General features: G+C 45.0%; 13 protein-coding genes and 1 pseudogene. 6 read left to right on the top strand and 8 right to left on the bottom strand.

The genetic code is table 11. The features are described from left to right. Positions 1-2 precede the first annotated feature (2 nt). Complete coding sequence (locus ACJJI5_RS12715) at positions 3-671, top strand: hypothetical protein (protein ID WP_445354230.1); 669 nt, start codon at positions 3-5, stop codon at positions 669-671. Between the two features lie 4 nt (positions 672-675). Continuing rightward, positions 676-9,225 carry a calcium-binding protein gene (locus ACJJI5_RS12710; protein WP_445354229.1) on the top strand — a complete coding sequence of 2,850 codons (8,550 nt, stop codon included), beginning with the start codon at positions 676-678 and terminating at the stop codon, positions 9,223-9,225. A 405-nt stretch (positions 9,226-9,630) separates the two neighbouring features. On the opposite strand, the gene ACJJI5_RS12705 is transcribed toward ACJJI5_RS12710, so the two are convergent. The 3 genes from ACJJI5_RS12705 to ACJJI5_RS12695 form a co-directional block, all read right to left on the bottom strand. Further along, positions 9,631-10,152, bottom strand: a complete 522-nt coding sequence (locus ACJJI5_RS12705) for a MaoC/PaaZ C-terminal domain-containing protein (protein WP_445354228.1) — start codon at positions 10,150-10,152, stop codon at positions 9,631-9,633. Between the two features lie 82 nt (positions 10,153-10,234). Continuing rightward, entirely contained in the window at positions 10,235-11,083 is an 849-nt protein-coding gene (locus tag ACJJI5_RS12700) for an HpcH/HpaI aldolase/citrate lyase family protein (protein ID WP_445354227.1), read from the bottom strand. Positions 11,084-11,091: 8 nt separating this feature from the next. Further along, on the bottom strand, positions 11,092-12,405 hold the full coding sequence (locus ACJJI5_RS12695) for an acetyl-CoA hydrolase/transferase family protein (RefSeq protein ID WP_445354226.1): 1,314 nt from the start codon (positions 12,403-12,405) through the stop codon (positions 11,092-11,094). Between the two features lie 528 nt (positions 12,406-12,933). Between ACJJI5_RS12695 and ACJJI5_RS12690 the strand changes: the two genes are divergently transcribed. After that, complete coding sequence (locus tag ACJJI5_RS12690) at positions 12,934-14,304, top strand: NAD-dependent succinate-semialdehyde dehydrogenase (RefSeq protein WP_445354225.1); 1,371 nt, start codon at positions 12,934-12,936, stop codon at positions 14,302-14,304. 540 nt (positions 14,305-14,844) lie between these two features. Here ACJJI5_RS12690 and ACJJI5_RS12685 read toward each other — a convergent pair. The 5 genes and pseudogenes from ACJJI5_RS12685 to ACJJI5_RS12665 all read right to left on the bottom strand — a co-directional run bounded on the left by ACJJI5_RS12685 (position 14,845) and on the right by ACJJI5_RS12665 (position 20,308). Further along, positions 14,845-15,402, bottom strand: coding sequence for a hypothetical protein (locus ACJJI5_RS12685; RefSeq protein ID WP_445354224.1), 558 nt, complete (start codon positions 15,400-15,402; stop codon positions 14,845-14,847). A 1-nt stretch (position 15,403) separates the two neighbouring features. Then, positions 15,404-16,000 (bottom strand): ComF family protein, encoded by a 597-nt coding sequence (locus ACJJI5_RS12680; RefSeq protein ID WP_445354223.1) that lies wholly within the window; start codon positions 15,998-16,000, stop codon positions 15,404-15,406. 333 nt (positions 16,001-16,333) lie between these two features. Continuing rightward, on the bottom strand, positions 16,334-16,963 hold the full coding sequence (locus ACJJI5_RS12675) for an anaerobic ribonucleoside-triphosphate reductase activating protein (RefSeq protein ID WP_445354222.1): 630 nt from the start codon (positions 16,961-16,963) through the stop codon (positions 16,334-16,336). Further along, a pseudogene (locus tag ACJJI5_RS12670) lies at positions 16,956-19,229 on the bottom strand (ribonucleoside triphosphate reductase). The gene ACJJI5_RS12675 and the pseudogene ACJJI5_RS12670 overlap by 8 nt, the downstream one beginning before the upstream one ends. A 188-nt stretch (positions 19,230-19,417) precedes the next feature. Next, positions 19,418-20,308: a LysR substrate-binding domain-containing protein gene (locus ACJJI5_RS12665; protein WP_445354221.1), complete on the bottom strand. Its 891-nt coding sequence runs from the start codon at positions 20,306-20,308 to the stop codon at positions 19,418-19,420. Between the two features lie 122 nt (positions 20,309-20,430). On the opposite strand from ACJJI5_RS12665, the gene ACJJI5_RS12660 reads away from it, so the two are divergent. From ACJJI5_RS12660 to ACJJI5_RS12650, 3 genes are all read left to right on the top strand, one after another. After that, a complete protein-coding gene (locus tag ACJJI5_RS12660; protein WP_445354220.1) occupies positions 20,431-21,123 on the top strand; it encodes an FMN-dependent NADH-azoreductase in 693 nt (230 codons plus the stop codon). A gap of 157 nt (positions 21,124-21,280) precedes the next feature. Further along, a complete protein-coding gene (locus ACJJI5_RS12655; protein ID WP_445354219.1) occupies positions 21,281-21,688 on the top strand; it encodes a hypothetical protein in 408 nt (135 codons plus the stop codon). Continuing rightward, positions 21,685-22,293 carry an HD domain-containing protein gene (locus ACJJI5_RS12650; protein WP_445354218.1) on the top strand — a complete coding sequence of 203 codons (609 nt, stop codon included), beginning with the start codon at positions 21,685-21,687 and terminating at the stop codon, positions 22,291-22,293. The genes ACJJI5_RS12655 and ACJJI5_RS12650 overlap by 4 nt, the downstream gene beginning before the upstream one ends. The last annotated feature ends 10 nt before the right edge of the window (positions 22,294-22,303 follow it).

Below are 22,303 nucleotides of genomic sequence, written 5' to 3'. Positions count from 1 at the left end.
ATATGAATAATAAACAATATCTCTCTATTGCTGGAACTTTAACTTTGTTGATTTTGTTTGGAGGATTGGTTATGGATGATAGGCAGGGTGCGTTAACAGAAGGCAACTCTGTAGTCTTGGTGATTAATGAGCATAAGTTTAAAGTTAACAAAGAGTACCTGCTTTCTACAAAGGCTAAATCTAGAGGAAGGCACTTTAAAGAAATTTCTCATGTAGACTACTTTTCCTTTGATTTTCAGTTTCCTAGTATGAAGCCTTTTGACATTGATAATACTAATTCTGATGGGTGGGGGGATCGAGTCTCGGTATATGTTTCGAAAAATCATCCATTTGATTTTAAAAGTAGAGTTAAGAAAAACTATATAATTCCTGTGACTCCTGAGGGTTTTTTTGGGGGGGAGCCAATTCGTAAGTTTGAACAGAATGCTGTTAGGGGGAAGGAGTCAAGTGGGGATAAGGATATCTATATTTATGGAGACTACCAATTTTATATGTCATGTGACAAGGAGAACAGGTCTACTTCTCCAAAATATCCATCTTGTAAGTTGGTTTCTAACTTTTTAGGAATGGAGGTTTCATCTCATTTTTCAGTGAGTCTTAAGTTCAAAGTTATTCAGGTAAATCAAGCAATTAATAACTTGTTAGAAAGTTTTATAGTAAAGGGAAGTTAAATTAATGTCTCTAGATCATGGTTTAAGTCAAGAGCAAGTCGAAGCGATTCAAAATTTGGTTGATCAAGGTAGTTACTCAGAGGCTTGGCAGCAACTTGCTGAGTATGGTGATACCTACGCTGATAATGCAGCAGATGTAACTGGGGATCCTGACACTGCTTTTGGTGAAGCAATGCGAGAGCTTGTTGAGCAGCATTGGGGTAATACTGCAGGTGAGGGTGCCTATGAAAATGTGTTTGATGATGTTGCCAAAGATCACCTGAATAATTATTTAGATACAATGAGGGATACAGGTCAGTATCCTGATACTCGCCAGATTGAGCAGAGCTATCGGGATGCAGTAACTAGTAACGGTTTACCACCAGAAACCGCTTTTGATGGTGTTTTTACTAACAGTGTTGGAGATGTTATCCCGGGTGTGGATTGGCCTGATTTTCTTCAGGTGGATCCCGAGCGCCAGGTGGAATCGGATGTATTTGATGATTTGGATAAAGGGGAAGCTTGGGATATTTTGGAGCAGGATGTTCTAGATACTATAGATAAGGAAGTTAGAGACTATACCGATGAATTTGTGGACACTTTGGATGATGTCATTGAAGATGTCAAGGATCTAGTTGAAGATGCTATGGAGGCTGGAGAAGATGTACTTGACTCGCTTCTGGATGGCATTGATGAAGCAGTTGATACTGCAAGAGACCTTTATGAAGATGGGAAATCTTTTGTAGAGGATTTATTTGGGGGGCTTTTCCCCGGAGATGAATCTTCATCGACACCAATCCCAACCCCTCCTGCCCCTCCTACACCTCCGGTCCCACGACGCGATCCATTAACCTTAGATCTAGACGGTAATGGTGTTATCGAAACTATATCAAAAGATAACGGCGTTTTCTTTGATTTGGATAACAGTGGTTTCGCTGAAAAAACAAGCTGGGTGGCTCCGTCAGATGGACTCTTAGTACTTGATCGTAATCAAAATGGCCAAATTGATGGAGGGGCAGAGTTATTTGGTACGGAAACTTTACTGTCAAATGGGGAGTATGCAGAAAATGGTTATCAAGCTTTAGCGGAGTTTGATGAAAATAAAGACGGTATTATTGATAAGCAGGATGTAATTTTTGAAAGTTTACAGATATGGCAGGACCTTGATAGTAATGGAGTCGTTACTGATGGTGAATTGAAAACATTGGTAGATTTAAGTATTACTTCGATTAATATCAGTTATGAATCTGATCCATTTGTTGATGAGAATAATGTTGAACATCGAGAACGGAGTGATTTCACGTTAGAAAATGGAACTGTGGGTTTAACAAATACCTTATGGTTTGACGCTGATCAGCGTCATGCGATTCCTGTTGAAGTTCATAATGGAGAAGGGATTGATATTCCTGAAGATATTTCACAACTCCCAGATGCTGTGGGCTTTGGTAACTCCTACAGTCTCCATCAAGCGATGTCACTAGATGAGAGTGGAGAACTTAAGTCTCTCGTGGAGGCATTTGGTTTAGAGTTGGACTCTGATAAACGAAAGTCACTAGTAACTGAAATTTTGGTTTTATGGGCTAATGAAGAAAATACGGATCCCAATAGTCGTGGCAATTACATTGATGGGAGGAGCGTCGGTGTTTTAGAAACTTTTTGGGGGCAGCCTGCGTTACAAGAAACGCCTAATGGACAGTATGCCCAACTATTAAATGATGTATACCGAGGGTTAGAGCGGTCTGTTTATACACAATTAATGGCTGATACTCATGCTGATAAGCTGTTTGACTTGTTATCTTTTGAAGGTGAAGGTGATTCAATAATAGGTGACTTTGCGAAAGTTAGCGAGTACTTTTCCGAGTATTTCGCGATTGATGAAGCTTCAGCTAGCTTAGAGCTAGTTATGTTTATCGATGTTGTCCAAGGTATTAGCCCATATTCGGATGAAGTATTTCAACAATTTGCGTCCTCAATGGAGAAGCAAACTGTAGCTCTAGACCCCTCAATACGAGATTCGATGCTAAGTATAGTTAGGGCAGGTGAGGATCATATTGTAGGAGATAGCACAGGTGATTATTTGCGAGGATACGGTAGTGATGACTTCATTGAGGGGCTATCTGGTAACGATACATTATATGGCGGTGAAGGTAATGATCGCCTCTTTGGGGGGGAAGGCTCCGACTTAATACTTGGAGGTGAGGGTAATGATGAGCTTCAAGGGCACGATGGTGACGACGCTCTAGTGGGCGGGGATGGAAATGATCGCATATATGGCGGTAATAATGATGATAATTTGTCTGGAGGGGCCGGACAAGATTATCTATATGGGGGAGAGGGTGATGACGTCCTAAGTGGAGGTGGCGGCTATGGGGACTATCTATCAGGTGGTGGCGGTAACGATAAATACTTATATCGAATAGGTGATGGAAATACTACGATAGATAATTACGATACAAGCGAAGGGCGTTTAGATACCCTCAAATTGTTAAATGGTATTAACCCGTCTGAAGTAAAGTTAACCAGGTCTAGTTATAACTTGGTTTTAACAGTCAATTCGTCAGGAGAAGTAATTACTGTCTCGAATTATTTTCGTGATGATGCGATGGCCGGGTACGCATTAGATACCATTGAGTTTTCTGATGGGACTATTTGGGATATAGATACCGTTAAAGACAAGGTATTAATTCCGACAACTGGAGAGGATGAAATTTGGGGGTATGATGCCAGCGATGACGATCTAAAAGGCCTCGCCGGACACGATACCATACGCGGCCAGGATGGTAACGATGCCATTGATGCTGGCGAGGGAGATGATTATGTTTCAGCCGGTAATGGCGATGATTCAATAACCGGTGGCATAGGTAATGATACTCTTTATGGTGGTTATGGCAGTGATACCTATTACTTTAACCTAGGTGATGGCAGGGACTATATATCAGATCGTAAAGCCAATAGTTCTGACATCAATATCCTACAGTTTGGCCCAGACATTTTTTCTGATGACCTGTGGATACGCCGCTCAGGTGATGATCTGGTGCTTTACCATCAGAATATGCAGGACCAAATAACGGTTGATAATTATTTTGAAGAGGATGGCTTGGGCGATTATGCGCTGACCGAAATCCGATTTAACGATGGTTCTATTCTGGACTTATCTGAACTTAAGCAACGTGCTACCCAAGCAACAAATGGCGATGACACCATTTATGGGTTTTCCAGTAATGATGTATTGAGTGGTCTTGCCGGAAATGATGAGCTTCATGGTCAGGAGGGCGATGATGTTTTACTTGGCGGTGAAGGTAATGACCACCTGTATGGTGATAGCGGTGAGGACGAACTGCAAGGTGGTCTTGGTCAAGACACGCTTTATGGTGGTGATGAGGTAGATCGTTTATTTGGTGAAGAGGGTGATGACCGCCTTTATGGAAATGACGGGGATGATGAAATAATCGGCGGCAAAGGTAACGATTATCTGGAAGGTGGCGCTGGTGAGGATAAATATTATTTTGCTGCCGGTGATGGTCAGGACACGATTATTGATAGCGGCACCATTTATATTTATGTCAGTGATATTGAGCTCGAGGACGTGGTCTTCCGCCGTGACGGCCTTAACCTTAATGTGTTCTTCAAACAGAGCGAGACTGACAAAATCACGATCCGTGATTACTTCCCCGATTATAGTGGTATTGCTGGGAGGAAAATTGGGTTTCACCAAGCACTATATGGAACATCTTGGAATGTTTCTGCAGAAGAAATAAATAGCAAAATGCTGGAAGGCACTGAGAATGCGGATTACATTTTCGGTAACGTCAACTCGAATATTGTAGATGGTCTGGCCGGTGATGACATCATTGATGGCTATGACGGTGATGATGAACTCAGCGGAAACATTGGTAATGATCGCCTAATCGGTGGTGAAGGTGATGATCTTCTGATAGGTGGTGTCGGTGAGGATATATTAATTGGTGGTGAGGGAAATGATCGCTATCAATTTAGTGCCGGCGATGGCCAAGACCAGATTGATAATAATGATACGAGTGGAGCAGACATTGTCGTGTTTACGGCAGATGTATCACCAGAATCTGTTGCTGTTACTCGCGATGGAAATAATCTGTTATTGGGTTACGGCTCTGGTGATCAGGTTCTGGTACATAATTTCTTCCTGGAAGAAGGTAGTAGTAGTTACGCAATAGATGAAATTCACTTTAGCGACGGTACCGTTTGGAATCGCGAGTCCCTACTGGATATGGCTCTCATTGGTGCCGAGGGTAATGACTATCTAATAGGATATAGCACTGATGACGTTCTGGAAGGTAACGGCGGTGCTGATGTCCTGGATGCGAATGGTGGTAACGACACGTTATTAGGCGGAGCTGGTGATGACCAACTAAATGGTGGCGAGGGCAACGATATTCTCTCGGGTGATTCCGGCAACGATCGTATTTCCGGTGGTGCAGGGGATGATATTTATCGCTTTAAGCGCGGCGATGGAGTCGATACTTTTAGTGAGACTTCTGGTGCAGATCGTGTGGAGTTCACCGATATTGCCTCTAGTGAGGTTTTGGTGCGTCGTCAGGAGGCCAATCTGGTCATAAGTATTCCTGGTTCCTCCGATGCCATTACCATAAGTAACCAGTTCCTTGGGGAGCAATTAACTGCTGCAAGTTCCAGCTTTGAAACCGTAACTTTTAGTGATGGTATAACTTGGGACTTTGAGGCATTGATGGCCCAGGCAATAGCAGGGTCTGAGAGCGCTGATACTATTCTAGGGTTTAGTTCTGGAGAAGTGATTCAAACCTTAGGCGGTGATGATTTGGTTAATGCTGGAGACGGAGATGACCAAGTTGAAGGTGGTCTGGGTAATGATGAGCTTTATGGTGAGCTTGGCAATGACACTCTGAGGGGAGGTGACGATAACGATACTCTTTATGGTGGCAGTGGAAATGATGAACTTCACGGCGATGCTGGAGAGGACGTCCTTGTCGGTGATAGCGGCTCAGATACGCTTTACGGTGGAATAGAGAGTGACGATCTTTCCGGTGGCAGTGGTGAAGATACACTGAATGGCGGAGAGGGCGACGATATTCTTCGCGGTGGCCAGGATAATGACACCCTGTATGGCGATGCAGGTAATGACACCCTGTATGGCGATAGTGGCACTGATGAGCTTCATGGAGGAGAGGGAAATGATGAGCTGTTCGGCTCTGGAGAACTCTATGGCGATGCTGGTTCAGATAAGCTTGAAGGTACGGGGCTACTGGATGGCGGTGCCGATAATGACGAGTTGTACGGGTTGGGAGACGCAACATTAATCGGGGGCTCTGGAGACGATACCCTGGTTGCGGATACTGATACCTGGTCCGGCACGGCAAGTACCTTAGCCGGTGGAACCGGTAACGATACTCTGTACGGTTCCTTTGGTGATGATATCTACCAATTTAACCTTGGCGATGGTAGAGACACCTTGATTGAACGTCGCGAAGGTGAAAACTATAGCAATGTTGACCCTTCAATGGATACCTTGCAGTTTGGTGCAGATATTAAATCTGCTGACCTGGAGTTTATTCGCCAAGGAGATGACTTGCACATACGCCATATCAATGGCACTGATGAAATCACTATCAATAATTGGTTCCGCGAACCAAATGATCACTTTAAGGTAAATCGATTTGAGTTTTCTGACGGTACGGTACTTACCGATGCTGATCTTGAAGCCCAGATGGTGACCTTGGGCACTGATAGTGCTGAATCTTGGGCTGGTTACCGCGATCTTAATGAAAGAGTTTTTGCCGGTGGCGGTGATGACAAGGTTTGGGGGCGCACTGGTAACGACGAGCTCCATGGTGAAGCCGGAAATGATTACCTCGATGGTGAAGAGGGCGATGATCGCCTCTTCGGTGGGGAAGGTGTAGATAATCTGGTTGGCCGTGCCGGAAATGACTATCTGGAAGGCGGTCTTGAGGGAGATACCCTGCAAGGTGATGAAGGAGCCGACCAGTTATTTGGTCAAGATGGTGATGATAGTTTATTTGGAGGTGAAGGCGACGATCTATTGGATGGCGGTGCTGATAATGACTACTTTGAGGCCGGAGAGGGTTCGGATACCTTGCTTGGCGGTAGTGGTGATGATCAGCTAAGCGGTGATGAGGGTAATGATGAGCTTACCGGCGGCACTGGTGATGATGTGTATGTATTTGGCGCAGGTGATGGTCATGATGTCATCCACAATAGTGATGGTGGTTCCGATGGTGTGTACTTTACCAGTGGCCTTAGTGAAGACCGCCTGACATTTACCCGTGACGGTGACGATCTGTTAATACTGATTGATGACGGTAGTAGCGATAGTGTTCGTGTTAAGGATCATTTCCTTGGTGGCGAAGCAGCAATAGACTGGGTGCAACCAGTCGGTAGCTCAGTATTTAATACTACTAAAATTAATCAGCTGGTAGCCGGGGAGCAAAATGGCGATTTCGATAATGTAATCACTGGTACTGATGCTGGCGAGCAACTAGGCGGCACTAATGACCAGGATCTTATTCAAGGCCTTGATGGTGGAGATTCTATCTTCGGTGCGGGAGGTAACGACCAGATTGAAGGTGGTGATGGTGCTGACCAATTATACGGAGGTAATGGCAGTTTCTCTGGTAGTGGTGATGATGTAATTATTGGTGGAGCTGGTAATGACGTTCTCATAGGCGAGGATGGAAATAATCAGCTGGCTGGTGGAGCAGGTGATGATCACTATTACTTTAAGGCTGTTCCTGGGGTAAATACTATCGACAATAGTGGTGGTGGTGCAGATGGTATCTTCTTCCTCGATGGACTTGATAGATCGCGTCTTAGCTACCACCGCGACGGCGATGACTTGGTGATATTGATTGACGAAGACTTGCAGCAGCAAGTTCGAGTGAGCAATCACTTCCTGGGTGGGGATTATGCTATCAGTTATGTTCAGCCAACAGATGGTGGGTATTTGATAAATGCTGCGGATATCGATTCAATGTTAACCGATATCCCAACAGATACCGACACCGGTAGTGATGAGGGTAATACTGATCCAGGTGATACAGATAGTGGCTCCGGTAATGAAAATACCGATCCTGTACCTGAACCTGGATTAGGCGGTAATGATGTACTCTCAGGTACAGCAGGAAACGAAGTACTTATAGGTGGTTCCGGTGATGACATTCTTGCTGGGGGAGAGGGGAATGATGCCCTCTACGGTGGAGAAGGAAATGATGTCTATATCTTTACTGGGGGGCAGGATGTTCTGGAGGAGCAAAATGGTATCGACACCTTGCGCTTCTCAGGAGGCATCACATGGAATGAAGTTGCCTCTGGCTTAGTTGGTTCCGGTGATGACCTGATATTGAAAGTCAACGGTGGGCCAGACCAGATTACACTAAAGAATTTCTTCTTAGGTGGAGCTGCGCTGGTTGAAACCATCGAGTTTGAAACTGGGGGGCAAATGACAGCGGCCGACATCTTCAGCATATTTGAAATGTCGATTCCAGATTCACAAGAGACTTTTGACCAGACTATAGATGGAAGCGCTGGTAGCGATAGCTCTTTGAATGGGGCTGATAACGCGGATTTGATCCGTGGTTTTAATGGTGATGACCAGCTTATTGGCGAGGCTGGGAATGATCAGCTGGAAGGTGGTAACGGTTCAGATGAGCTGATTGGTGGCACAGGTAATGATCTGCTAATAGGTGGCCGTGGAGATGATGTCTTTATCTTTAGCGCAGGGGATGGTCAAGACATAATTGATAATGCTGGAGGAGGAGTAGATATTCTTCGCTTTGAAGGTATAGGCTTTAGTGATATTTCCAGTGGTTTCTTTAAGTCTGTAGATGATTTGATCTTACAAGTGAGCGGTTCAAGTGATCAGGTCACCGTGAAGGACTTCTTTAAGGGTGGCGATCATGCTATTGACCAGATCGAGTTTACTTCTGGGCAAACAATATCTTCTGATCAAATCTTCGGATTGTATGGTATGAGCAATCCTGATACCCAGGGGTCAACTGACTATAGCGGGCTTCCGGATGAGCGTTCCTTTGGAACGACAACTTCTGGCAGCTCGATAGATGAAGTGTTCATTGCCTCCTCCGATGCAGACTTCATTGATGCTGGTGCTGGAAATGATCATCTATTCGGTAGCACAGGTGATGATTACCTAATTGGCGGAGAAGGTGATGATATCTATCATTTTGCTACTGGTGATGGCGCTGACACTATAAATAACTTCTCCAATTCTGCCGGTAGTGATGAACTGCAATTTGCTGATGGTATCGAAGAGGCTAATTTGTGGTTTGGTCAGGAAGGTGATGACTTGGTTGTAAATCTGCTTGGCAGTGAAGATCAAGTGATAGTTCAGGATTGGTTTACGGATGCGGCAAACCAGCTAGACACTATTCGCACTGATGACGCAGTGATTACCAGCAGCGAAATTGAGCAATTGGTAAATGCAATGGCGGCATTTGGTGCACCTTCAGGTGGTGAGATCACTTTAACCTCAGAAGAGCAGGAGCAAGTGAATACTGCTATAGCCTCTGCCTGGCAAGTGAGCGCTTAAGCTTGTGAGAGATTGGTACTTGTTTACTTAAGTATCGATCTCTTTTTTCCTTCAAAAGGCCCATTCAGTTTGAGTGGGCTTTTTTCATGTTAGGTGTTAATTTTTATTTTAGACTAGCAAGCATCTTATGAATGCAAACTGGCGGGAGTGGAAGTTACGAAAAAATATGTCTTGCGGAGGGTGTGAGTGCTTATGTGTAGTAGTTCAGACTTGATCTTACAGTTATCGGTTTTTCAGGAGGTGCTCTGTCAGGTCGAATTCAGTTTACGAGCTTTTCCTTCCTGATTTTTTTCCATCTTCAAGAGTCGCTAACGGTGTTCGACCGCCACACTTCTTGCCCTGATGGGTTCTCTCATTAGCTACTCAGCTAGCTGCAGCTTAAGTAGAGAATTCTCTTCTGCTAAGCTACTTTCTGATCTCGTAATTAGGAGAGTGATCTTTCTTATAAACCAGAACTGTTCGCTGAAAGCTCATAAAAGTATCTCCTCGCTGATTAATACCACGGGTTTCTACGCTAACAATACCCTGTGTTGGCCTAGACTTGGATTCACGCTTAGAAATGACCTCACTTTCTGCATAAATCGTGTCACCTTCAAAAACAGGTTTAAGCAGTTTAACTTTGTCCCACTCAAGATTGGCAACAACTTTCTTGCTAATAGTATTTACAGTCATACCCGTGACAATAGCCAATGTCAGAGTACTATCTACTAATGGAAGGTTCCATTCAGTGCTCTCTGCGTAATGGGCATCAAAGTGGAGTTGCGCCGTATTCATAGTTAACAGGGTCATCCAGGTATTGTCTGTTCGCGTCAATGTCCTACCTGGGCGGTGCTCGATAATGATACCTTCTACAAAGTCCTCGAAGTAGAAGCCAAAATCTTCGCGATATCGATTGTTGTCAATCTGTTTATAGGGGTTAAATTCCATTTAAGATTGCCTCCTTGATTGAGTGATTGTAAGTTCGCTTGGATATACCCGGAGCACTGGCAGATTTGCGCTGGAGTAGCCTTTAGCTAAGACTATTAAAGTTTGAGATTATTTGCTGAGCCTTAGAATAGATCGGGATATCTATCATTCGGCCTTCATATTGGCAGGCTTTACCTGAGGATTCATTGTAGATACGAACGATTTCCTTTGCTTCCTTATACTGGTCTAGTGTGGGCCTAAAAGATAACTTGATAGTTTTTACTTGTTTAGGGTGAATAGCTGCCTTGCCACTAAAGCCAAGCGATTGAGCCTCATTGAGTTCATTAATTAGTCCACCTTCATCCTTAAAGTTAAAACAGGGGGAGTCATAGCAAGCTATCTGTTTGAGTGCGGCAGCTTCGACCATTTTCATACGCGCCCATATGAGTGCTTGTGGGGTACATTCACAGTTCAGATCGGCTGCATAATCAGCGGCCCCAAACATCAAACCTTGCAACTTTTCAGAACTACAGTTAACGATATCATATAAATTGGATGTTCCTTGAGCGGTTTCAATTAAAGCTATAATCGAAATATCCTTATAGGCTTCGCTCAAGAGCTCACTGATAAGGTTGATATCATGTTGAGATTCTGTTTTCGGATAAAGCACCACATCTATAAGTGGCTTTTTATCAATAATTTCGGCCAAATCTTTTATTCCATTGATCGTTGACAAACTATTTATCCGAATTGCACTTATAACACCATTCGAGCTTGGCCTTGAATAAAAATCGATCGCGATATCCCTGGCTCTACCTTTGTTCTCCACTGGTACGCTATCTTCAAGATCAACAATTATTCCATTTGCCCCAACTTCAGACGCCTTAGCAAAGCGTTCCGGTTGGTTTCCTGGGGTGAATAACAATGCGGGGAAAAGCTTTAAATTGATCATTTTATCGCTCAAATAAAGTTTTGCTCTTTGGCCTGCTCCAATAAGCTCTTACGGAATTTAGGGTGTGCGATTTCAATCAAGGCAAGGGTCCGCTCTGTGGTTGATTTCCCCATCAGTCTGCAAGATCCGTACTCGGTTACCACGTAATCGATGTCTAACCGAGAGTCTGTGGTTATAGATTTCAAACGTGGAACTATCCTGGAGGTTTTACCACGCTGTGCCGTTGAGCTACTGGCCAGAATAGTCTTCCCATTTTTTGAGTAGTAAACTCCCCTCACGAAATCCAGTTGCCCGCCAACACCCGAGAATTGATGTCCAATGAATTCCGCATTAACCTGTCCACTGAAATCAATCTCAATAAATGAGTTAACTGAAATCATATTATCGATCTGGGCTATTATTTGGGGTTCATTCACATATGACACTGGCAGGCAGAACATAGATGGATTGCCATCTATAAAGTCAAATAGTTCTTTGTTCCCAGCTGCAAAAGTGAATACGCTCACATGAGGGTTAATTGTTTTTCGGGCATTAGTTACTGCTCCAGACTTAATAAGCTTAATCATACCTGGTGTTATCACCTCGGTATGAATGCCCAGATCTTTCTTTTTAGTTAGTTGTTCACAAACTGCATTCGGAATAGCACCAATACCCATTTGGATAGTTGCGCCATCAGGTATTAACGGAACAATGTAGTCACCAATTTTTCTATCTAAATCGGTAATCTCTTTTGGAGATTCCTCCGCTAATTCCATAGTGTTTTCAACAATGGCATCCACTTCACTAATGTGCAACAAGGTGGCCCCCGCTGTACGTGGCATATTTTCATTCACTTCCACAATTAATCGATTTGCGTGGCGCGACAACTCAATAGCATAATCACCATTAGTGCCAAAGTTGAAATAACCATGCTTATCCATCGGCGCAACAGTTACCAGAAAAGCATCTATTTTAACTTGCTCTCTGATTATTTGAGGATATCGACTAAAAGATATAGGGACATAGTTAATATATTTTTCCCCTTTTGAAAATCCAGCATTTGCTAATTTAACTTCGTCTTTAGTTAGCATTGAAGAGTAAGGCCTAACCCGGTCCATTAGATCTTCTTGAAAAATTGTTTCCGTCGCAACCTTCCCACAGCGCATATAATAGACTTTTAAATGTGTGATAAATCCATTTCGAATATGCTTCTCTAGTGCTGAAAGTAGGGCTGGTGGGCTAGCGGTGCGCATGCCGATAGAAATAACGCTATCGTCTGGGATTAAATTAACTGCTTCTTCAGGTGTTAGCTGTTTCTTTTTATACAGGGCGTTGTTATCCATAGTAGATTAACCGATTATTTGGCCACACTGTGATCCTTGAAGCGGCTGCTGTCGCTCTTACGGTCCTGTTACAAAGGCGTTAATAAGCAAAAAACTTCATAGACCTGCAATTAAGCACTGATAAGGAAGTAAGAGCTACTAAGCCCTGCGATTATAGTTTGCGAATCAAAACTTGTTTCAAAAGGGCTTGTGACTTAACGATGAATATCATGCAGCTTGTTTGAGCAGATTCGATTTTATGCAGTCGGTATGCTCTAAAAGCTCCGCAGTTGAACTTTATGCCACGGTGGTATTCGTAAAAGCACCTAAATCTCTTAATGGTGTTCCATTAGCTTTAAGTGCTATTCACCAAAGATTACTGCCTATCAGTTGTCTATAAGAAAGAATGATGTGACTTTAGCTGATCCATCAAGCAGTGGTATGCCAAACCTCAGCAACTACACTTTTGCAAACACTCGTAGATGCCGCACTGGTACTATTCCAAATAGTTCTTTAGCGGTTCCTAAAGCAACCGTTGGAAGTCTATTCATGACAAAGTCAAAACGTCCACTGATTTCCGTCAACCCCTTAAACGGTAAAACTCTGAAGACTTATCACGAAATGTCACAAGAGGATCTCGACAAGGCGATCGGTCGCGCAGACAAAGCCTTTGTAAGCTGGAGAAACCGAAGTTTTAGTGATCGAGCAGTGATACTAAAGCGTGCAAGCAACCTATTTGAGGAGCGATCCGAAGAACTTGCCCGCCTGATGGCGTTAGAAATGGGTAAGAAGCTCAGTGATGGTCAAGGTGAATTGGCACTTTGTGCTGAAATTTTTGACTACTACGCTGAAGAGGGCGAAAAAATCCTAGCTCCACAGCAGCTTTCCACCCGCGAAGGGGAGGGCACTTTAGTCTTCCAGCCCTTAGGAGTGGTCTACGGCATCCAACCATGGAACTTTCCCTTCTACCAACCGGCTCGCTTTACCGCCGCCAACTTGATCGCCGGCAATGTTGTACTTACTAAACATGCCTCTAATGTTCCCCAGTGTGCCGAAGCCTTCGCACAGCTGTTGTTTGATGCAGGGGTACCGGAAGGAGTCTATACCAATCTACCGATCACATCCGGTGGGGCTGCCTCCATTATTGATGACGATAGGGTCAAAGGAATCTCATTTACTGGCAGCAATGCCGCCGGTGCAATGGTTGCAGAGCAAGCTGGCCGCAATGTAAAGAAAACTGTTATGGAGCTGGGTGGTGTTGATCCATTTATCGTGCTCGAAGATGCGGATATGGATTTAACGATACAGCGATTTGCGGAGGGAAAGCTGGGCAATTGCGGGCAGATATGTTTGGCTGCGAAGAGAATCATTCTAACTGAGCCCATTGCTGAAGAATTCCTAGACCGAGCTACCAAGCTGTTCCAAGCGCTGAAACCCGGTGATCCTCTTGTAGAAAGCACAGATTACGGTCCGCTTTGTACCGAAAAGGCTGCTGAGCAACTGGAGGATCAAGTCAGCAAGTCCGTTAAGGCTGGCGCCCAACTGCTAGTGGGGGGTAAGCGCAATGGCGCATTTATCGAGCCGGGTATATTAACTGAAATACCCGCTGGTTCCCCGGCAGCCGTAGAGGAGTTGTTCGGCCCCATCGCTTGTGTTTGGGTAGTTCCCGATGAGGAGGCAGCGGTTAAGCTGGCCAATGATAGCCCCTTTGGCCTGGGTGGTTCTGTCTATACCCAAGACCATGAAAGGGGCCGCCGTGTCGCGGAACAGCTGGAATGTGGTACTGCCTTCGTGAACCATGCCGCTTCAAGCTACGCCAGTATGCCTATGGGAGGAGTGAAGAAATCCGGCTATGGCCGGGAGCTGGGAGAACTAGGTATTAAAGAGTTTGTCAATCAAAAGATGATACGGTATTTCTAAGTAGCGCAATATAGACGTGGGCAGAGCAATGAAAGTACTTGTGGCGGGCGCTAACGGTGCAATCGATCAAATCCTTGTGGGTAAACTTGTCGACAAAGGGCACGAGGTAACCGCAATGATCCGTAGGGGATTACGAGAGATACATGTGCGCCATCCCTCGATCTGGAAGCCAAAAATATCGCGGAAGAATATGTAGAGCAAATTGTCTCGAATACAAGATATTGAGACCTAGCACTTTTACTGATTCTTTGGAATTGGGGTGATCACATAGGAAATTTATTTGAAGGACTCAACATTGAGGTCAGCCGAGCCGATGTTGTGGAGGTGATAGCTGCATGTATGGTGCAGCTAAGCAGTGCCTGCGCTGTATTTGAGTTCATTGACGGTTATTCGGCTTTTACCAAAGCATTGGCCCAAATAAGATAACGCTGATGGTTCATTTTAGGTTGGGTTTGATATCTCTCAACATATGAAAATCACAAATTATACGCAGCAAATAGTATTTGAAAATTAGATTAAATTGAACTACCCAGTATATTTCTATCCAAATAAAGAAGATTGTGAGTTCTTTAACTGAATTAGACTATCCTCAAATTTTATTTTCTTGTTAGCTTTATCTATAGCCGACTGGGACATTAACAATCTTAGTTTATCGATATCGTCAACGCATTTAATCTTAATAAATTCGCTGGTATTTTTGATGTAGATGAGAGAGTATTTCTCACGTTTTGTTAGTTCAATTACGTTGGACAAGGTTCCAGTGCTCGACCTATCCCAAATCATAAATCCATAGTCACAATCGTTTGCCATTTCCATATCTTTGGCCTGGTAAAATTCTCGACTACCTGCTCTATGGCTCGTGCTGATACATTGAGTATCCCAGTCTCCAAAATTATTCCTTGCCTTTGTACCGCTGCAATACACAATTACATTTCTATAGTTAACACTATCGACATATTTTTGAACTGAACTATCAGCACCAGCTGCATCACCAAGAATTATAATAAATCCCGACTGTATAATTCTACTGATCCTCTCCTGTACGGCGAGATCAACTCTCTTTATTGTTATTGATCCCGATATAAAAACTCTAGTCATGCTATTTTTTTCTCGTTACGGTAGCAACATAGACTTTGTCTATTTTACTACACTCCTTCAAAATTGTCGTTGCAGCTTCCAATGACGTTCCCGTATCGTATAAGTCATCAATTATCAGAACATTATAGCTGTGTGCCGTTAGATATTTTTGAATTACGTCATTATGTAAAGCAAAAGCGTGCATTAATGTCTTGAGTCTTTCTTCCCTAACAGCAATATTCTTTACTTGTGTGGTAGCTAGAGGTTTAAGTAGAAGGTTTTTGCTCAATGCTTTGTTTGAAAGTGCGCTAACTCTCTCTGCAATTGCTGTCACTGGCTGCCTGTCCCTCTTCTTGGAGGGCGGCATTCCTATGATAAAATCAATGTCAGTGAATTTTTTAACGATCTGTTCATGCATCAATTGTGCGATTGGGTGTACTTTTTTAAAATCCTGTTTATATTTTAGTTGATATAATAGTTCCCCAACATAAGTCCTGGTAGTATCAAAAGTAGGCCTTCCAAATTGGTCTTTACCTGTAAAAGTGCTTTTCTCAGTATGTTTGTCAAGAGAGTAGCCTTTATCCCAGAGGCCGACAATCTCCTTTACATCAGTATTCATAGTAACGTTCCTTGTACTAAGTTCTAATTTTTAAGGCAAAATCCTTTGCCTAATACTGCGCGGATAGGTCTGCGGAGGTACGGTTGTACTAAGTAGGTTATAGGGTTATTTTTATTTTATTCAAAAGATCAATAATTACCGGGCGATTGAGCGTTTCGCCGCTATTTTGGGGCATCAGGCTGAGTAGTTCTCATGGCCTCCGTGGCTCATAAAAACCGCTGTAAATACAGTAATCAGCGGTATCTCACCTATTTTAGGTGAAGTCTCCACTTGAGAAGCTCACGTAAAATTAAAAGATTAGATATCGAGCATCTCTCCAGGAGATACTCAATCTTAGCAGGGTAACAACTTTAGTGTCTGATCAACAGCTTGCTCGCTATTACACCGCTGCACCTCCAAGCGTTCAACTCCTAAGTTGTGGAGTTTATTCCGGATCTGATTTAACTCAGTATTCGTTGTGAGGCTTGGATGCCTGGTAAGGCGCACTTGCAGTGGTACATTGGATTGAGCGAGAAGCTCCGCACACTGCCATGGGGCCACGCCACTGCCATCAACACCCGTAATGGAAGGGTAGTTTTCCGGCATTGCTTTGATATCCAACCCCACCCAATCAAGACTTTGGATCAGGCGTTCCAGCCTGCGGGGGTAGATTCCCGCAGTATGAAGCCCGACCTTGAATCCCAGATCCCTGACTTGGGCAATCGCCGGTTCCAGGGCACTCTGGGCGGTGGGTTCCCCACCGGAAAATACAACGGCATCCAGCAAGCCCCGGCGACTGTCTAAAAATGTGCGGATCTGATCCCAGTCATAGGCACTGGGTGCTCGCGCAGGCAGTAGATCACCGTTATGGCAGTAGCGGCAGCGCCAGGGGCATCCCTGGCAAAAAACCACCGCTGCCAACTCGCCGGGGAAGTCGATTGCCGTAAACGACGTGAATCCACCGACACGTAACTTATTACTCATAAGTTTTTAGTGCATTCCTGCTGTTGTCCGCCACAAAGAATTGGCGCTCCCGGTGCTCGGATTGTTTTCCCGGATTCCAAAATGAAACTGGGCGGTGGTAGCCCATAACCCTGCTCCATACCTCGCAGCGGGTGCGATCTTCTTCTCTCAATAAAGTGTCTTGTTGGCTCATGGTCTTTCTCCTTGAAAGTATGGTTTAGTCGCTACAACAGGATTGCTCTCGGGCCAGGAGAGCTTCGTCGCAGCGTGGGCAGAATTCGTGTTCGCCACTCAGATATCCATGGACCGGGCAAATAGAAAAGCTCGGGGTCACGGTGATATAGGGCAGGCGGTAGTTTTCCAGAGCACGCCGCAATAAGCGGCGGCAACTATCGGCATCAGGCAACTGTTCGCCCAAATAAAGATGAAGCACAGTGCCACCGGTGTAACGGGATTGGAGGGATTCCTGTCGGGCCAGGGCCTCGAAGGGATCATCGGTAAAGCCCACTGGTAGCTGGGATGAATTGGTGTAGTAGGGCGCTTCACTACTACCTGCCTGCATAATATCCGGGTAACGTTTGCGATCTTCGCGGGCAAACCGATAAGTAGTGCCCTCTGCCGGAGTTGCCTCCAGATTGTAGAGATGCCCGGTTTGTTCCTGGAATTCAGTCATGCGCATACGGATATGGTCGAGTAATTGCTCGGCCAGTTCTTTCCCATCTTCCGTAACCACACTTTCGTTGTCGCCACTAAAGTTTCTCAGCATTTCATTGATGCCGTTCACCCCGATCGTGGAGAAGTGGTTGCGCAGAGTCCCCAGGTAGCGGCGAGTGTAGGGAAATAGACCTGCATCCATATGCCGTTGGATGACTTTCCGTTTCACTTCAAGGGAATCACGGGCAAGTATCAGCAGTTTGTCCAGTTGGGTGAGCAGAAGCTGCCAGTTTCCTTTATAGAGATATCCAAGGCGGGCACAGTTGATAGTTACTACGCCGAGCGAACCTGTCTGTTCAGCGGAGCCAAAGAGGCCGTTGCCACGCTTTAACAATTCGCGTAGATCAAGCTGTAAGCGGCAACACATGGAACGAACCATGTTTGGGCTCAGGTCTGAATTTATAAAGTTTTGGAAATAGGGCAGACCGTAGCGAGCGGTCATGGCAAACAGCCGCTCAGCATTTTCGCTCTCCCAAGGAAAATCCTCGCTGATGTTGTATGTGGGAATAGGGAAGGTAAAAACCCTTCCGCGCGCATCCCCCTCGCTCATGACTTCGATATAGGCGCGGTTGATTAGATCCATTTCCTCTTGCAGGTCGCCATAGGTGAAGGGCATTTCCTGACCGGCAATCACTGGCACCTGCTCGCGCAAATCCTGGGGGCAAACCCAGTCGAAAGTGAGATTAGTAAAAGGGGTCTGGGTACCCCAGCGGGATGGCACATTCAGGTTAAAGATCAGCTCCTGAATGCACTGGCGTACGGTCGCGTAGTCCAGCTGGTCCTTGCGCACAAAAGGCGCGAGATAGGTATCGAAAGAGCTAAATGCCTGCGCGCCCGCCCATTCGTTTTGAAGTGTTCCAAGAAAGTTAACAATCTGTCCGACCGCGCTGGTCAAGTGGGCCGGCGGCGCCGATTCGACTTTTCCCGGAACACCATTCAACCCTTCATGTAATAGGGTGCGCAGCGACCAACCTGCACAATATCCAGCCAACATATCCAGGTCGTGGATGTGTAAATCGCCATCCCGATGTACTGCGCCGATCTCAGGGGAATAAACATGATTTAACCAATAGTTGGCAATCATTTTACCTGCGCTGTTCAGGATCAATCCCCCAAGGGAATATCCCTGGTTCGCATTGGCTGCAACTCGCCAATCCGCTTGCTCTAAATACTCTTCAATAGAAGCACCGACATCCACCAGTGTTTGCCGATCAGTGCGCATTTGCGCATGCCGCCCCCGATAAGCGATATAGGCGCGGGCAGTATCAATGTAATCGCTATTGATCAATACCTGTTCAGCAATATTCTGAATCTCTTCAATATCAATGGGCTCACCACTATCAAAGCGGTGCTTGATCACCTTAAGGACAGATTCGGTAAGTTGTTCCGCTTCCTGTTGATCAAAAGATTCCGTTGCCTGGCCAGCACTGAGAAGAGCCAAAGTGATCCTGCGAGCATCAAAAGCCAGTGTCCTGCCATCTCGCTTACGCACCAACAGTTGATCTGAACTTACCTGCGAAATCTGTTCTGAAGCTGGTGCGGCTTCGCTGTCGGGTATAGCGGTACTGGTCATTGGACTTCCTCACAATTTGTGGGGAGAGCATATCGAAGAGACAGGAACACCAATTGATCCAGATCACTATATATGGCGCGCTGATTAATAGATGAACACAATATATTGTGCTCTTGGTGTGGGCTTAGATTAGATACATACCTCCTCTCGGCAAGTCCGAAGGTGAGTTCAGTGCCAGTCGGATGTACCTAACTATAGGGAGCATTGCGAAGTGCTTCCTTCAGCCAGGTTACGAAAGCCAACACATTTCCATTTCTTGAATGGCGGCTAGGTATTAATGCGGAATAGGTAAATCCCTCAATCCCTGAAAGCTTGGAGTCTCCTCTGTAGGGGACCAGCCATTGATTGCGCAAAGGATTTTGAACAAGAAGCGAACTTACTAGCGCAATACCCTGGCCAGCCAAGGCGGCCTGGATTACATGATGCTCCTGGTCAAACTGCCGCACGCGAATGCCATCAAGTTTTCTTTTGAGGAGAGTTTGCCAGTTCAGCGGTGGAAGTGATGAGTTGACCCATTTCGTTTCCAGAAGTTGAGCTTCAGAAATATCCCTAATCTGAGTCAGGTAGCTTGGTGCAGCGTAGACACCAATTGTTTCGGTGGCCAAGTGGAGGGCATTTTTTGTACTTTCATCATAATTCCCGTACCGAATAGCGATGTCGATACGTCTATCTCGCTCGATATCACTCACTTCTTCCCCGGTCACCACTGAAACAATGATATCTGGAAATTTCTGATAAAAATTCTCCAGATGGGGCACAAGCCACATAGCAGCAAAGCTTGAAGTCGTACTAACGGTCAGCGTTTTCTTTGAACACGTTATTTCACTCACCGTTTCAGTGAGCTGCTGAAAAATTTGAGAGGTAGTTTGAGCGAGCATCCGCCCCTCACTGGTCAACTGTACGGCACGGGTTTTGCGCTCGAATAATGTTGTGCTCAGGGATTCCTCCAAACCCTTTATCTGATGTGATACGGCTGTCGGCGTTATAAAGAGTTCTTCCGCAGCTCTCTTGAAACTGCCCAGTCTGGCGGCGGCATCGAATACTTTAAGGGCGTTGAGGGAGGGCAGGATTGGGTACACCGATCAGAATCTCTTATAGATGAGCTTTCCTCATCTATAAGAAGAAATAACTCGTTTGTCAAGGATACTCCCCAGCATCACCATAGATGAACCTTCAGGCGGTTTAGTAAAGGTTCCAGACTATGAAAACACTATTACATATTGACGCTAGTGCCCAGAAGTGGAGCGGCTTAGCAGCACCACAAGACAGTGCGAATATCCCCAGGCATACCTCAATCTCCAAAGCAGTTGCCGCGAGTTTTATAAGCAGCTGGCTAGAAAAGAGGCCTAAAGATAAAGTTATCCATAGAGATGTCGGTTTAAACCCACCAGGCTTTATTAATCAAGATTGGATTGCCTCGGTTTTTACGCCTGAAGCGGATCGCACCAAGGAGCAGCAGTCCTTGGTCGCGCTTTCTGACACCTTGATTGATGAGCTATCCCAGGCGGATATCATTGTTATGTCCACTTCGATGTATAACTACGGCATGCCTGCCGCACTTAAGGCCTGGTTCGATCAAGTTGTTCGTATCAACAAGACGTTCACCTTTGATTTAGACCGTGGTGACTTCCCCTTAGAGCCTATTATGTCTGGCAAAAAGCTGGTGCTAATCACCTCTGCCGGGGAGTTTGGCTTTGGACAAGGAGGAATCCGTGAACAAATGAATCATCTGGGGCCACATATCCGAACCTTAAGCCACTATTTGGGGGTTGAGGAGTTCCATGAAATCAATGCGGAGTACCAAGAATTTGCTGATGAAAGGCACCGGGATTCGATTAAACGAGCTTTCCTCAAAACTCAGGAGTTAACCGCAAAGTTGGCTAACTGCCTTTAAAGTTTGCCTACCAAAGCTAGCTTGACCCCCAATGAAGTGGCCAGCGGCTTGTCAGAGTGGTCTCCCGATACTTACTATGCGGAATGGGCGCAAATAGCGTCTTTGCCAGTTCTCAATTTGCACTCTGGTACAAAAGTAAATAAGTATCTGAGGATTTATGAAGCAGCAGGTATTTGGCAATTCATCAGAAGACAAAGCGAATATTACCTTAGCCTCTGGGAATAATTGCCGGTTGATCAGGGTTCGTAGAGACTTAATACCGAATTACCACCTCTTGGTTTTTCCAAAATCCCAGGGAGAACCAAGTAAGGAGGAGGTTAGTGAGATGGTTTCACTTGGCATTGAGCATGCAAGAAGCATTGCCGAATCACTAGTCGGTGACCCAGAAGCCTATACTCTACTTTACAGTGGTTATAGTGCTCGACGGGAAAAAGGCTGGCATATTCATATCGTATTATTGGGGAATCGATGGAGAAAGGCATGGCTTTATTTGGTATTGGCAGGGAAAAACATTTTACAAGCTACGGGTTTTCGGAAAGCTGACGCTCCGAGGATTAGCCAATGAACCAAAATAGATGGCTCAACCTAATGGGGGCACTCAATCTTTCTGAATCCCTTCAGTGCTTCGAAAAGTTAGTTTCTTCGTATGCAGAGAATCACAGGCATTATCATACAGGGCATCACATTGATGCGATGCTGAAGCACTTTGATAAAGTTGCAGAGCTTGCCGAGCACCCCCATGAGGTCGAGCTGGCTATCTGGTTTCACGATGCGATTTACAAGCCTTTTTCCTCTAAGAATGAAGAAAACAGTGCTCTATGGGCAAAAAAGTTCCTGATCGATTCCGGGTATTGTCCCGCAGGAGTGGATAGGGTGTACCAATTGATTATGGCAACCTGCCACAATTACACGCCAGTTAGTATTGATGAAAAGCTAATTATCGACATTGACCTAACGATCCTGGGTGCCAGCACAAGCGTTTTCGAGGCTTATGAAAAACAAGTCCGTAAAGAGTATCGGCTGGTACCGATTATGATTTACAAAAAGAAACGCAGGGAACTATTAAAGGAATTTTTGTCTCATAAAAGGCTTTATCACACCGATTACTTTCACAGTCACTTTGATGCTCAAGCTCGAAGTAATATTAAAAGAAGTTTACAGGCCTTTTGACGTACTCTTG

It is taken from the genome of Microbulbifer maximicatervae (SeqCode) (assembly GCF_052467955.1).
This window is presented reverse-complemented; position numbering and strand designations above follow the sequence as displayed.

What these genes read in the sequence shown, in the direction of transcription:
- ACJJI5_RS12655 (WP_445354219.1), top strand. Translation starts at nt 21,281, where the DNA reads ATGAAGCAGCAGGTATTTGGCAATTCATCAGAAGACAAAGCGAATATT.
- ACJJI5_RS12705 (WP_445354228.1), bottom strand. Translation starts at nt 10,152, where the DNA reads ATGGAATTTAACCCCTATAAACAGATTGACAACAATCGATATCGCGAA.
- ACJJI5_RS12685 (WP_445354224.1), bottom strand. Translation starts at nt 15,402, where the DNA reads ATGACTAGAGTTTTTATATCGGGATCAATAACAATAAAGAGAGTTGAT.
- ACJJI5_RS12695 (WP_445354226.1), bottom strand. Translation starts at nt 12,405, where the DNA reads ATGGATAACAACGCCCTGTATAAAAAGAAACAGCTAACACCTGAAGAA.
- ACJJI5_RS12710 (WP_445354229.1), top strand. Translation starts at nt 676, where the DNA reads ATGTCTCTAGATCATGGTTTAAGTCAAGAGCAAGTCGAAGCGATTCAA.
- ACJJI5_RS12680 (WP_445354223.1), bottom strand. Translation starts at nt 16,000, where the DNA reads ATGAATACTGATGTAAAGGAGATTGTCGGCCTCTGGGATAAAGGCTAC.
- ACJJI5_RS12650 (WP_445354218.1), top strand. Translation starts at nt 21,685, where the DNA reads ATGAACCAAAATAGATGGCTCAACCTAATGGGGGCACTCAATCTTTCT.
- ACJJI5_RS12675 (WP_445354222.1), bottom strand. Translation starts at nt 16,963, where the DNA reads ATGAGTAATAAGTTACGTGTCGGTGGATTCACGTCGTTTACGGCAATC.
- ACJJI5_RS12690 (WP_445354225.1), top strand. Translation starts at nt 12,934, where the DNA reads ATGACAAAGTCAAAACGTCCACTGATTTCCGTCAACCCCTTAAACGGT.
- ACJJI5_RS12715 (WP_445354230.1), top strand. Translation starts at nt 3, where the DNA reads ATGAATAATAAACAATATCTCTCTATTGCTGGAACTTTAACTTTGTTG.
- ACJJI5_RS12660 (WP_445354220.1), top strand. Translation starts at nt 20,431, where the DNA reads ATGAAAACACTATTACATATTGACGCTAGTGCCCAGAAGTGGAGCGGC.
- ACJJI5_RS12700 (WP_445354227.1), bottom strand. Translation starts at nt 11,083, where the DNA reads ATGATCAATTTAAAGCTTTTCCCCGCATTGTTATTCACCCCAGGAAAC.